The following is a 12,158-nucleotide window of genomic DNA, read 5'->3' as shown; positions in this document are numbered from 1 at the left end:
CGGAGCATGGCGTCAGCCGTCGAGCCCGGCGCGACGCAGCTCCACCTTGCGCACCTTGCCGCTGACCGTCATCGGGAAGGAGTTCATCACCCGTACGTACCGGGGGATCTTGTAGTGGGCCAGCCGGTCCCGGCAGAACTCCGCCACCTCCTCGACGGTCAGGGCGTCGTGCCCGTCGCGGAGGATCACGCAGGCCAGGATCTCCTCGCCGTACCGCTCGTCGGGGACGCCGACCACCTGCACGTCGGAGATCTTCGGATGCCGGTAGAGGAACTCCTCGATCTCGCGGGGGTAGACGTTCTCCCCACCCCGGATGATCATGTCCTTGATCCGGCCGACGATGGTCAGGTAGCCGTCCTCGCGCATCACCGCCAGATCGCCGGTGTGCATCCAGCGGGCCGGGTCGATCGCCTCCGCGGTCTTCTCCGGCTCCTCCCAGTAGCCGAGCATCACCGAGTAGCCCCGGGTGCACAGCTCCCCCGGCTCGCCCCGGGGCACCGTCACCCCGGTCGCCGGGTCGACCACCTTCACCTCCACGTGCGGCATCACCCGGCCGACCGTGGCGGTGCGCCGGTCCAGGTCGTCGTCGTACCGGGTCTGGGTGGAGACGGGCGAGGTCTCGGTCATGCCGTAGCAGATCGCCACCTCGGCCATGTTCATCTCCGCGATCACCCGCTTCATCACCTCCACCGGGCACGGCGAGCCGGCCATGATGCCCGTCCGGAGCGAGGAGAGGTCGTACTCGGCGAAGTCCGGCAGGCCCAGCTCGGCGATGAACATCGTCGGCACCCCGTACAGCGAGGTGGCCCGCTCGGCCGCGACCGCCCGCAGCGTCGCGGCCGGGTCGAAGGTCGGCGCCGGGATGATGATGCACGCGCCGTGACTGGTCGCGCCGAGGTTGCCCATCACCATGCCGAAGCAGTGGTAGAACGGCACCGGCAGGCAGACCCGGTCCTGGGCGGTGTAGCGGACCAGCTCACCGACGAAGTAGCCGTTGTTGAGGATGTTGTGGTGCGACAGCGTCGCGCCCTTCGGGAAGCCCGTTGTGCCCGAGGTGTACTGAATGTTGATCGGGTCGTCGCAGCTCAGCTGCGCCGCCCGCTCGACCAGCCGCTCCGCCGGCACGGACGCCGCCCCGGCGACGAGGTCGTCCCAGCTCGACTCGCCGATGTAGACCACGGTCCGCAGGCCCGGGCAGTCGCCCCGGACCGCCTCCACCATCCCCTGGTAGTCGCTGGTCTTGTAGCGGGGGTAGGAGACGAGCAGGCTCACCCCGGACTGGTTCAGCACGTACTCCAGCTCGTGCCGCCGGTAGGCCGGATTGATGTTGACCATGATGGCGCCGATGGCCGCCGTCGCGTACTGGATCAGCACCCACTCCGGGCAGTTCGGCGCCCAGGTGCCGACCCGGTCGCCCTTGCCCACCCCCGCCGCGAGCAGGCCGCGGGCCAGCTCGTCCACCGCGCGGCCCAGTTCGGCGTACGTCCACCGCCGGCCACTCGGGCAGTCCACCAGCGCCTCCCGATCCGGGTACGCCTCGACCGACCGGGCCAGGTTCCCGCCGATGGTGTCACCGAGCAGCGGGGTGTCGGAGATCCCGCTGGCGTACGAGGGGAGGCTCACCGGAAGTCCTCCTCGCGGTACTCGCCGGCCGGACGCGCCTCCGCGCGGGCGTGCTTGTCCCGCTCGGCCGAGCGCAGCTCGGTCCGGCGGATCTTGCCGGAGATGGTCTTCGGCAGCTCGGCGAACTCCAGCCGCCGCACCCGCAGGTAGGGCGCCAGCCGCTCGCCGGAGTGCGCGAAGATCGCCGCGGCGGTCTTCTCGTCCGCATCCCAGCCGGGCGCCAGGACCACGTACGCCTTCGGCACCGCCAGCCGCACCGGGTCCGGTGACGGCACCACCGCCGCCTCGGCCACCGCCTCGTGCTCCAGCAGAACGCTCTCCAGCTCGAACGGCGAGATCCGGTAGTCCGACGCCTTGAACACGTCGTCGGTGCGCCCCACGTAGGTGAGGTAGCCGTCGGCGTCCCGGGAGGCGATGTCCCCGGTGTGGTAGTACCCGCCGGCCATCGCCGTACCGGTCAGCTCCTCGTCGCCGTGGTAGCCGACCATCAGCGCGGTCGGCCGGTGCGCCAGGTCCAGGCAGACCTCGCCGTCGTCGCCCGGCTCGCCGGTCACCGGGTCGATCAGGGCCACCACGTAGCCCGGCAACGGGCGCCCCATCGAGCCGGGCTTCACCGGCTGCCCGGGCGGGTTGCCGATCTGCGCGGTCGTCTCGGTCTGCCCGTAGCCGTCCCGGACGGTCACCCCCCAGGCCGCCTCGACCTGCTCGATCACCTCCGGGTTCAACGGCTCGCCCGCGCCGACCACCCTGCGCGGCGGCGTCCGCAACTGGCCCAGGTCGGCCTGGATGAGCATCCGCCACACCGTCGGCGGGGCGCAGAAGCTGGTCACCCCGCACCGGTCCATCGCGGCCATCAGGCCGGTCGGGTCGAAGCGGGAGTAGTTGTAGACGAAGACCGTCGCGCCGGCGTTCCACGGGGCGAAGACGTTGCTCCAGGCGTGCTTCGCCCACCCCGGCGAGGAGATGTTCAGGTGCACGTCGCCGGGGCGCAGCCCGATCCAGTACATGGTGGACAGGTGCCCCACCGGGTACGACGAGTGGGTGTGCTCGACCAGCTTCGGCCGGGCGGTGGTCCCCGAGGTGAAGTAGAGCAGCAGCGGATCATCCGCCCGGGTCACCCCGTCGGGGGTGAACTGCTCGGACTCGTCGTACGCCTCGGCGTAGGCGCGCCAGCCGTCGGCCGGCGCGCCGACCGCGATCCGGGTGTAGTCGCCGGGCACCTCTACGAACTTGCCGGTGTGCTCCGCACCGACGACCACGTGCCGGGCGGCGCCCCGCTCCAGCCGGTCGGCCAGATCGGCCGGGCCGAGCAGCGGCGTCGCCGGGATGATCACCGCGCGCAGCTTGGTCGCCGCCAGGATGGTCTCCCAGAGCTCCAGTTGGTTACCGAGCATGAGGATCAGCCGGTCGCCCGCCCGTACGCCCTGCGCGCGCAACCAGTTGGCCACCTGGTTGGAGCGGCGGGACAGCTCCGCGTACGACCAGCGGCCCTCTCCCCCGTCGGCCTCGACGATCCAGAGCGCGGCGGTGTCGTTGCCCTCGGCGAGCACGTCGAACCAGTCCAACGCCCAGTTGAACTCGTCCAGCCGGGGCCAGCGGAACTTCGCGTACGCGGTCTCGTAGTCCTCGCGATGCGCGAGCAGGAAGTCGCGCGCCTCGCGGAAGGCGTCGGTGCCGGCGGTGGCCATGGGGTGTCCTTCCTGTCACCACGGGGCGCGGCGGTGGGGGGACGGTGCCGCGCGCAGTACGCTGATCCTCGATCGGGTGACCTGGGTCTCACTACCCCCGGACGGGGGTGGCTGCGGGGATCGGAACGCCGGGGAGGTGAGGACGCTGGAGCAGCTGTATCCGCACGACGACGGCGACCAGATCCGGGCCGCCCTGCTGACGCTGCTGCGTGGCACCGGGCTGCCGGTGGCCTTCGGCGGCATGGTGCAGTCCGGTGGCCCGCCCCGGATGACGATCAGCGAGCTGGCCGGCACCACCACCACGGCGCTGCGCGGCCTGGCCATCACCGCCGGCGCCGGCCTCGGCGGCAAGGCCCTCGCGCTCGGCCTGCCGCTGCGCGTCAACGACTACCCGGTGGCCCGCTCGATCAGCCACGAGTACGACGGGCCGGTCGCCGCCGAGGGGCTGCGATCAGTGCTCGCCGTGCCGGTCGTGGTGCGCCGGGAGGTCCGGGCGGTCCTGTACGGCGCGATCCGCCAGCGGCTCTCCCTCGGTGACCGCCTGGTCGCCGCCGCCGTCGAGGCCGGCCGCGACCTGGAGCGACGCCTCGCCGACCGGGATGCCGCGCGGGCGGCGCTGGCCACGCTCGGCACCGCGCGACGGCCCGACCGGAACCCGGCCGGACCGGAGTGGGAGCAGGTCCGGCAGGCCCACGCCGAGCTGCGGGGACTGCTGCGCCGGATCGACGACCCCGAACTGCGGGACCGGCTCGACGCGGTCGCCGACCGGCTCGCCGGCGCGGTGCGTTCGCCCGGCACGCCCACGCCGACGACACCGCTCTCGCCTCGGGAGACGGACGTGCTGGCCTGCGTCGCGCTGGGCTGCACCAACGCCGACGTGGCCGACCAGCTCGGGCTGCGGCCCGAGACGGTGAAGAGCTACCTCCGCTCGGCGATGCGCAAGCTCGGGGCGCACACCCGCCTGGAGGTCGTGGTCGCCGCCCGCCGCGCCGGACTCCTTCCGTAGGCACGCCGATGGACGGGCGGAGACGGCGCCTCACCTTCGCCGGGGTGCTGCTCGCGGTCCTGACCATTGGTGCGATACCGGTGACCCACGATCTGCTGCAAGCGGCCGAGCAGGAGGTTTCCATCGAGGCGTACGACCGCACGGCGAATCCCGGAGTCATCGTCGCGCTTTGAACATGGACCAGGGGTACGTGGTGTCCCGGGTGGCGACCACCGAGGACGCCACCTCGGTGGTCGTGCACGTCTCGATACGTCCGCGCCGCTTGAGCTGGTCCGTCGGAGACGACACCGTCGAGCGGCAGATCGAGGTCTGGCTCGACGGCCCGCTGGCCTATCGGCAGGTGATCGACGGCCACTCCGGCAATCCGGTCCCCGAGCGCTGATCCGCGTCGCTGACTTTCCCACGGCCGGCTGGCCGCATGAATCACCGCCGCTGGGCGTCCTAGGAGGCTAGCTCCCCCTGAAGCCGGCAAGCACGTGCGCGCCGAAGGACTGGACAGGCAGCCATATGGTTGCCTATTGTCGAAAGCGCAGCCGAGCGGCTGCCTATTAGAGGACGGTGATGGGTGGACGAGGTGTTCCGGGCGCTGGCTGACCCCAGCCGCCGCCGGCTGCTCGACAGCCTGAACGGCCGCAACGGCCAGACCCTGCGCGAGATGTGCGCCGGGCTCGACATGACCCGGCAGTCGGTGAGCAAGCACCTGGCGGTGCTGGAAGCCGCCGAGCTGGTGACCACCGTGCGGTGCGGCCGCGCGAAGCTGCACTACCTCAACGCCGCCCCGATCAACGCCATCGCCGACCGGTGGATCCGCCGGTACGACCGGGAGCGGGCGCGCGCCCTCGCCGACCTGCAGACAGCATTGGAGTCCGAGCCCATGGAAAACCCGAAGTTCGTCTACACCACCTACATCAGGACCACCCCGGCGCGGCTCTGGCGGGCGCTGACCGAGCCGGAGTTCACCCGCCGATACTGGGGCGGCGTCACCCTGGTCTCCGACTGGCGGCCCGGCTCACCCCTGCTCTGGCAGGACTCCCCCGACGCCGAACCGAAGGACCTCGGGCAGCGGGTGCTGGAGGCCGAGCCGCACCGGCGGCTGTCGTACAGCTGGCATGGTTTCCAGCCCGAGCACGCCGCGCACTTCGGCTGGTCGGCTGAGGAACTGGCCGCGCGGCTGGGCGAGCGCCGGTCCAAGGTGACCTTCGACCTCGAGCCGTACGGGCAGACGGTCCGGCTCACCGTGACCCACGACGACTTCTCGCCGGACAGCGAGATGCACCGGGCGATCAGCGGTCAGCTCGCGGGCAGCGGCGGCTGGCCGGAGCTGCTGGCCAGCCTCAAGAGCCTGCTGGAGACGGGTGAGCCGCTGCCGGGTCCCGAGCGGGCCGAGGCGGCCGCCTCCTGAGCCTGGCCCGGTGCAGCCCCTCCCGCAGCTCGTCGTCCCCCATCACCAGATAGACCAGGCCGCAGTCCTGCGGACCGGTGACGTTGAGCTGGCAAAGCGTGCACGGCTCCCCGGGCCGGATCGGGCAGCTCGGCGCCGGCCTGGTACGGGTGGTCATGTCACGAGAGTCCCCCCGCCGGAGGAGTCCGGACAGGGCCGAAGGTCACGAAGTGGCCGCCGGGCACGGGCGTTAACGCCCGTGCCCGGCGCCGTCGTCAGGGCACCATCCAGCCCAGGACCGCGGAGCCCTGCAGCGCGACCAGCACGCACATGAACAGCAGCAGGACCAGGCTCCAGCCGAACACCTTGCGGAAGATCTCGCCCTCGCGGCCGGCCATGCCGACCGCCGCGGCGGCGATCGCCAGGTTCTGCGGGCTGATCATCTTGCCCAGCACGCCGCCGGAGGAGTTCGCCGCCGCCAGCAGCAGCGGGTCCAGGCCGGCCCGGGCCGCCGTCTGCACCTGCAACGCCCCGAACAGCGCGTTGGCCGAGGTGTCCGAGCCGGTCACCGCGACGCCGATCCAGCCGAGGATCGACGACAGGAGGACGAACGCCCCGCCGGCCGCGGCGAGGAACGCGCCGAGGGTGTTGGTCTGCCCGGACTGGTTCATCACGTACGCGAGGGCGAGCACGGCCATCACGGTGACGATCGCGTAGCGCAGCTCGGCGTAGGTGCGCCCGTACGCCCGCAGCGCCCGGCCGGCGGAGACCCGCAGCACCAGGGCGGTGAGGACACCGGCGAGGATCATCAGCGTGCCGGCGGCGGGCAGCCAGTTGAAGGTGAACGTGACCGAGGACAGCGCCTTGCCGTTGCCGCCCAGGATGTCCAGGCCCGGCCAGGGGAACTTGACCGTCCAGGGCTCCTTGGCCAGGGCGTCCTTCACCGGCCCGAGGTTGGCGATGGAGAAGATCGCGATGATGATCAGGTAGGGCGCGTAGGCGCGGGCCACCTCGGCCGGGGTGTCGGCCAGCCGCGGGCCGTCGCCGACCGTGCCGGCACGCACCTGATCCGCGGGCCGCGGCTCCAGGTCGTCGCCGTCGCCGCGATGCCGGCCGACCGCCGTCTCGTCGACGCGCGGGTCACCCGGCGGGGTCTCCCCACCGGAACCGCCCAGCCCTGGAGCGGCCGTGCTGGTCGTACCGGAGCGGCGGCCGGCACGCGCGGGGACCGTGCCGGGGCCGGCCAACTCGGCCTCCGCCGGGCCGCGGGCGGCCGGCACGGCCGCCGTCTCCGGCTCGCGGCCCAGGTCGGCAGGGGTGACCGGGTGCCACACGCGGATCAGCAGCACCACGGCGGCGGCCGAGACGAGCGCGGCGACGATGTCGGTCAGCGGCACCGAGATGTAGTTGGCCGCCACGAACTGGGCCAGGCCGAAGGAGACCCCGGCGACCAGTGCGGCCGGCCAGGTCTGCCGGATGCCACGCTTCCCGTCGACCAGCGCGACCAGCATCAGCGGTACGACCACCGCCAGGATCGGGGTCTGCCGGCCGACCATCGCGCCGAGGGTGTCGACGGTGAGCCGGGGATCCGGGTTGGCGCCGCTGCTGACGCTGGCCAGGGTGACGATCGGGGTGGCGAGCGCGCCGAAGGCCACCGGCGCGGTGTTGGCCAGCAGCGACACCGAGGCGGCGTGGATCGGACGGAACCCGAGCGCCATCAGCATCACCACGGTGATCGCGACCGGGGTGCCGAAGCCCGCCAGCGCCTCCAGCAGCGCGCCGAAGCAGAACGCGATGATGATCGCCTGGATCCGCATGTCCGGGCTGACCCGTTCGAAGGAGCGGCGCAGCACGTCGAAGTGTCCGCTCTCGACGGTGAGGTTGTAGACCCAGATCGCGTTGATGACGATCCACAGGATCGGGAAGAAGCCGAAGGCGGCGCCCTCGGTGGCCGACAGCACGGCCTGGCCGACCGGCATGGCGTAGACGGCGATCGCCACCACCAGCGCGACGGCGAGGGAGATCAGCCCGGCCAGCCAGGCCTTGACCTTCAGCACGCCGAGCAGGACGAAGAGGGTGAGGAGCGGGAGCACCGCGAAGATGGCCGAGAGCGCGACTGAGTCACCGACGGGATCGGTGACGACCTTGAACTGGTCGAACATGGATCACCTCGACGCTTGGGGGACGGGGGTGGGGGTGAGCGGCGACCCCGGGTCAGGACGGGGCCCTCCGGTGCAGCAACTCCTCGACGTCCCGTCCGCGGATCGAGGCGTCGAGGACCTGGGCGGTGTGTGCCAGCGCGATGTCGCCGCCGGCGCGGGTCACCGAGGCGGCGACCTGCATCAGGCAGCCGGGGTTGGCGGTGACGAGCAGCCGCGCCCCGGTGGCCAGTACGGTGCGGGCCTTGCGGTCGCCGAGTTCGGCGGCCGGCCCGGGGTGGAGCACGTTCCAGATGCCCGCCGAGCCGCAGCAGATCTCCGGGTCGGCGATCTCCCGCAGCTCCAGTCCGGGGATGTCGCGCAGCAGCCGGCGGGGCTGGGCGCGCACGCCCTGGGCGTGGGCGAGGTGGCAGGCGTCGTGGTACGCGACGGTCACCGGCAGCGGGTGCCGGGTGGCGACCGGGCCGAGCTCGTCCAGCAGCTCGGACAGGTCGCGGACCCGGCCGGCGAAGTCGGCGGCGAGCGTCGCGTAGCGCGGGTCGTCGCGGAGCAGTTCCCCGTACTCCTTCAGGGTGGAGCCGCAGCCGGCCGCGTTGACCACGAAGTAGTCGATGCCGGCGGCGGCGAACGTGTCCAGCATCCGGCGGGCGAAGCGGCGCGCCTCCTCGTCGCGTCCGTTGTGGACGCTCAGCGCGCCGCAGCAACCCTGCCGATCCGGCAGGATCACCACGTCGCAGCCCTCGGCGGCGAGCACCCGGGCCGTCGCGGCGTTCACCTCCGGGAAGAAGGCGCTCTGCACGCACCCGGTGAGCATGCCGACCACGGCCCGCCGGGTCCCGACCGCGGACACCCGCTGCGGCGGCCGCAGCCGCCGGCCGAGCCGGGGCGCCAGCGACTCCAGCGCCGCCAGGGTGGGTGCCAGCCGAGGCAGCAGCGCGGTCCGCGCGACCAGCCGGCGCAGCCCGCTGGCCTGGTACGCCCGCAGCGGGCCGCGCAGCAGCCGCAGCCGCTTCGGGTACGGGAAGAGCGCGAAGATCGCCGCCCGCAACGCCCGCTCCCGTGGGCCGCGGGTGTGCCGGCGTTCGACCTGCTGGCGGGTGTCCTCGATGAGCCGGTCGTAGCGCACCCCGGACGGGCAGGCGGTCACGCACGACATGCAGCCGAGGCAGCGGTCGAAGTGGGTGACCATCGAGTCGGCGAGCGGTTCACCCTCCAGCCCCTGCTTCATCAGGTAGATCCGCCCCCGGGGCGAGTCCATCTCCTCGCCCCAGAGCACATAGGTCGGACAGGTGGGCAGGCAGAAACCGCAGTGCACGCAGTCGGCGATCAGGTCCGCGGCGGGCGGATGGTGCTCGTCGAAGGCGCCCTGACCGGGCGGCGGGGCGACCGCGCCGAGCACGTCGCGCGGCCCGCTGGCCGGCCGCGTCCCGCCGGGCGAGGTGGCCGACGCCGGTCGACCGGTCGCGGGTTGCTGGGGGATGCTCATCAGATCCCTCCCACGAATCGTCCGGGCGCCAGCCGGGCGTCCGGATCGAAGCTCTGCTTGACCCGGTGCATCAGCTCCAGGCCGTGGACCGGCCCCCACAGGTCGACCCGCTCCCGCACGGCGGCCGGCGCGGTGAGCACCACCGTGTGCCCGGCGACGGCGGCGCTCGCCGCCCGAAGCGCGTCGACCAGCCCGGCGACCCGCTCCGGGTCGGCCGTGCCGGGCACCCCGGCGTAGAGGACGCCGACGCCGGCCGAGCCGCGCAGCGCGAGCGGCACGTCGTGCCGGTCGGCCGCCGCGCGGGCGTCGGCCAGCAGCCGGGGTACGCCGGAGAGCGCCGCGGTCAGCTTCAGCCCGATGTCCCCGTCCCGCCACGGGTACCGGCCCCAGCCGTCCGGCGGTCGGTCCGACCCGGTGGCGTCCGCCCCGAGCAGGCGGCGGGCGGCGTCGGTCCGGCCGGCCACCCCGGCGGGGGTGCCCTCCAGCAGCACGGTCAGCTGGGCTCCCCCGCCGGCCGGCGCATCGACCTCCAGCGCGGTGGGCACTAGCTGCGCGGCGCGTACCGTGGCGGCCAGCCGGCCGGCCTCGGCGATGTCGTCGACCCGGCGGGAGACGTACGCGCTGGCGGCCGGCAGCGGGTGGAGCCGGAACGCGCACTCGGTGATCAGTCCCAGCGTGCCGTACGCGCCGGTGACCAGCTTGCCCAGGTCGTAGCCGGCGACGTTCTTGACCACCTTGCCGCCGGCGTGCGCGACCACCCCGTCGGCGCGGACCAGGGTGATCCCGATGAGCAGGTCCCGCACGGTGCCGTAGAGCATGCGGCGGGGACCGCTGGTGTTGGCGGCGACGGCGCCGCCGACGGTGCCGCCGGGCAGCGGCGCGTCGAGGGCGAGCTGCTGCCGGGCGCCGGCCAGGGCGGGGGCCAGCTCGTCCAGGCGGGTGCCGGCCCGGACCACGGTGATCAGGTCCCCGGCGGCGTGCTCGACCACCCCGGTCAGCGCGGTGGTGTCGAGGATCAGGTCGAGCCGCCGCGGTGGACTCCCCCAGGCCTGCTTCGTGCCGCCGCCCCGGACCGTCACCGCCAGGTCGAGGCCGGCCGCCGCGCGCAGCACCGCTGCGGCCTCCGCCGTGTTGCGCGGCACCGCGACGTACCGGGCCGGCGTGCCGGCGATGGTCTCGTGCTCGCCGACCGCGCGCACCGCCTCGGCCGGGTCCGGGCGGGCCGTCGCGGGGACGGGCCACGGGCCGTCGCCGTCGGGGGTGCGCGCGCCCCCGCCGGCCTCGCGGACGGCGCTGCGCAGCTGGTCGAGAGTGCGGTCGGTGGGCATCAGAACACCTCCGCCAGGCCGGCTTCCTGCGCCGGGTGGACGCCCTTGCGTCTGCCCGGCACCTCGCCGCAGAGCCGGGGCGTCGGGAAGACCTTGCCGGGGTTGGCCAGCGAGGCGGGGTCGAACGCGCAGCGCAACAGCTGCATGGTGTCCAGGTCGTCGTCGGTGAACATCCGGGGCATGTACTTCGCCTTGTCCATGCCGACGCCGTGCTCGCCGGTGATCGAGCCGCCGTGGGTGATGCAGAGGTCGAGGATGGCGCCGGAGACCTCCTCCGCGCGTTCGGTCTGCCCTTCGACTGCGGCGTCGAAGAGGACAAGGGGGTGCAGGTTGCCGTCGCCGGCGTGGAAGACGTTGGCCACCCGGATGCCACGTTCGGCGGAGAGCTCGCCGATGCGGCGCAGCACCTCGGGCAGCGCCGTCCGCGGGATCACCCCGTCCTGCACGATGTAGTCGGGACTGATCCGCCCGACCGCGGCGAAGGCGGACTTGCGGCCCTTCCAGAACAGCGCCCGCTCGGCGTCGTCGGCGGCGATCCGGATCTCGAACGCCAGGTTTTCCCGGCAGAGCCGCTCCACCTGGTCGAACTGGGCGGCCACCTCCGGCTCCGGCCCGTCCAGCTCGACGATGAGGACCGCCCCGGCGCCGGCCGGGTAGCCACAGTGCACGGCCGCCTCGGCGGCCTCGATCGCGAGCGCGTCCATCATCTCCACCGCGGCCGGCACCACGCCGGCCGCGATGATCGCCGAGGTCGCCGCGCCCGCCTGGTCGGTGGTCTCGAAGGCGGCCAGCAGCGTCCGCACCGACTCGGGCAGCCGGGTAAGCCGTACCGTCACCTCGGTGGCGATGCCGAGGGTGCCCTCCGAGCCGACGAACGCGCCGAGCAGGTCGTAGCCGGGGACGTCGGGGGCGCGTCCGCCGAGGCGTACCAGATCGCCGTCGGGGGTGACCAGCTCCAGGCCGGTGACGTGGTTGGTGGTGAAGCCGTACTTGAGGCAGTGGGCGCCACCGGAGTTCTCCGCCACGTTCCCGCCGATGGAGCAGATCTGCTGGCTGGACGGGTCGGGCGCGTAGTAGTAGCCGTGCGGGGTAGCGGCCCGGCTGATCGCCAGGTTGATCACGCCGGGCTGCACCACGGCCCGTTCGTCCTCCGGCGCGACCTCGACGATGTCCCGCATCTGCGAGGTGACGATCAGGACGCCGTCGGCGTGCGGCAGCGCGCCGCCGGAGAGCCCGGTGCCGGAGCCGCGGGCCACGAACGGCGTACCGGCGGCGACGCAGGCACAGACCACGGCGGCGCACTGCGTGGCGTCGGCGGGGAGCGCCACCAACGCCGGGACGACCTTGTACTGGGCCAGCCCGTCGCACTCGTAGGTGCGCAACTCCTGCCGGTCGCTGATCACCCGGTCGGCGCCGATGGCGGCCCGCAGGGTGGCGGCGAGGGCGTCGATGTCCGTCGTGGTTGTGCTCATCGGCCACCTCCACGG

Annotated in this window: 11 protein-coding genes; 4 read left to right on the top strand and 7 right to left on the bottom strand. The window is 73.2% G+C overall.

Going from position 1 to position 12,158, the window contains the following annotated elements:
* Positions 1–12: 12 nt before the first annotated feature.
* The gene (locus tag GA0070624_RS21015) at positions 13–1,623 is read right to left on the bottom strand and encodes an AMP-binding protein (RefSeq protein ID WP_091343672.1); all 1,611 of its coding nucleotides are present in this window, start codon (positions 1,621–1,623) and stop codon (positions 13–15) included.
* Positions 1,620–3,311: an AMP-binding protein gene (locus GA0070624_RS21010; protein ID WP_091343669.1), complete on the bottom strand. Its 1,692-nt coding sequence runs from the start codon at positions 3,309–3,311 to the stop codon at positions 1,620–1,622. The genes GA0070624_RS21015 and GA0070624_RS21010 overlap by 4 nt, the downstream gene beginning before the upstream one ends.
* 136 nt (positions 3,312–3,447) lie before the next feature.
* Between GA0070624_RS21010 and GA0070624_RS21005 the strand changes: the two genes are divergently transcribed.
* The 4 genes from GA0070624_RS21005 to GA0070624_RS20995 all read left to right on the top strand — a co-directional run bounded on the left by GA0070624_RS21005 (position 3,448) and on the right by GA0070624_RS20995 (position 5,719).
* Positions 3,448–4,317: a helix-turn-helix transcriptional regulator gene (locus GA0070624_RS21005; RefSeq protein WP_245718910.1), complete on the top strand. Its 870-nt coding sequence runs from the start codon at positions 3,448–3,450 to the stop codon at positions 4,315–4,317.
* Positions 4,318–4,361: 44 nt separating this feature from the next.
* Positions 4,362–4,490, top strand: coding sequence for a hypothetical protein (locus GA0070624_RS36455; protein ID WP_281180991.1), 129 nt, complete (start codon positions 4,362–4,364; stop codon positions 4,488–4,490).
* On the top strand, positions 4,487–4,699 hold the full coding sequence (locus GA0070624_RS21000) for a hypothetical protein (protein WP_141715118.1): 213 nt from the start codon (positions 4,487–4,489) through the stop codon (positions 4,697–4,699). The genes GA0070624_RS36455 and GA0070624_RS21000 overlap by 4 nt, the downstream gene beginning before the upstream one ends.
* A 183-nt stretch (positions 4,700–4,882) precedes the next feature.
* On the top strand, positions 4,883–5,719 hold the full coding sequence (locus tag GA0070624_RS20995; protein WP_091343664.1) for an ArsR/SmtB family transcription factor: 837 nt from the start codon (positions 4,883–4,885) through the stop codon (positions 5,717–5,719).
* Here GA0070624_RS20995 and GA0070624_RS36925 read toward each other — a convergent pair.
* The 5 genes from GA0070624_RS36925 to GA0070624_RS20970 all read right to left on the bottom strand — a co-directional run bounded on the left by GA0070624_RS36925 (position 5,652) and on the right by GA0070624_RS20970 (position 12,143).
* Positions 5,652–5,876 carry a DUF6767 domain-containing protein gene (locus GA0070624_RS36925; protein ID WP_091343662.1) on the bottom strand — a complete coding sequence of 75 codons (225 nt, stop codon included), beginning with the start codon at positions 5,874–5,876 and terminating at the stop codon, positions 5,652–5,654. The genes GA0070624_RS20995 and GA0070624_RS36925 overlap by 68 nt on opposite strands.
* Positions 5,877–5,973: 97 nt before the next feature.
* Entirely contained in the window at positions 5,974–7,860 is a 1,887-nt protein-coding gene (locus tag GA0070624_RS20985) for an L-lactate permease (RefSeq protein ID WP_091343660.1), read from the bottom strand.
* A 52-nt stretch (positions 7,861–7,912) separates the two neighbouring features.
* Positions 7,913–9,343, bottom strand: coding sequence for a (Fe-S)-binding protein (locus tag GA0070624_RS20980; protein ID WP_091343658.1), 1,431 nt, complete (start codon positions 9,341–9,343; stop codon positions 7,913–7,915).
* A complete protein-coding gene (locus GA0070624_RS20975) occupies positions 9,343–10,671 on the bottom strand; it encodes an FAD-binding oxidoreductase (RefSeq protein ID WP_091343655.1) in 1,329 nt (442 codons plus the stop codon). Before GA0070624_RS20975 ends, GA0070624_RS20980 begins: the two co-directional genes overlap by 1 nt.
* Positions 10,671–12,143 carry an FAD-linked oxidase C-terminal domain-containing protein gene (locus tag GA0070624_RS20970; protein WP_091343653.1) on the bottom strand — a complete coding sequence of 491 codons (1,473 nt, stop codon included), beginning with the start codon at positions 12,141–12,143 and terminating at the stop codon, positions 10,671–10,673. The genes GA0070624_RS20975 and GA0070624_RS20970 overlap by 1 nt, the downstream gene beginning before the upstream one ends.
* Positions 12,144–12,158: the final 15 nt, after the last annotated feature.

It is taken from the genome of Micromonospora rhizosphaerae (assembly GCF_900091465.1).
Taxonomy (GTDB): Bacteria; Actinomycetota; Actinomycetes; order Mycobacteriales; family Micromonosporaceae; genus Micromonospora; species Micromonospora rhizosphaerae.
This window is presented reverse-complemented; position numbering and strand designations above follow the sequence as displayed.

Coding starts and splice junctions, on each gene's coding strand:
- GA0070624_RS21010 (WP_091343669.1), bottom strand. CDS start 3,311: ATGGCCACCGCCGGCACCGACGCCTTCCGCGAGGCGCGCGACTTCCTG.
- GA0070624_RS36925 (WP_091343662.1), bottom strand. CDS start 5,876: ATGACCACCCGTACCAGGCCGGCGCCGAGCTGCCCGATCCGGCCCGGG.
- GA0070624_RS20985 (WP_091343660.1), bottom strand. CDS start 7,860: ATGTTCGACCAGTTCAAGGTCGTCACCGATCCCGTCGGTGACTCAGTC.
- GA0070624_RS20980 (WP_091343658.1), bottom strand. CDS start 9,343: ATGAGCATCCCCCAGCAACCCGCGACCGGTCGACCGGCGTCGGCCACC.
- GA0070624_RS20975 (WP_091343655.1), bottom strand. CDS start 10,671: ATGCCCACCGACCGCACTCTCGACCAGCTGCGCAGCGCCGTCCGCGAG.
- GA0070624_RS20970 (WP_091343653.1), bottom strand. CDS start 12,143: ATGAGCACAACCACGACGGACATCGACGCCCTCGCCGCCACCCTGCGG.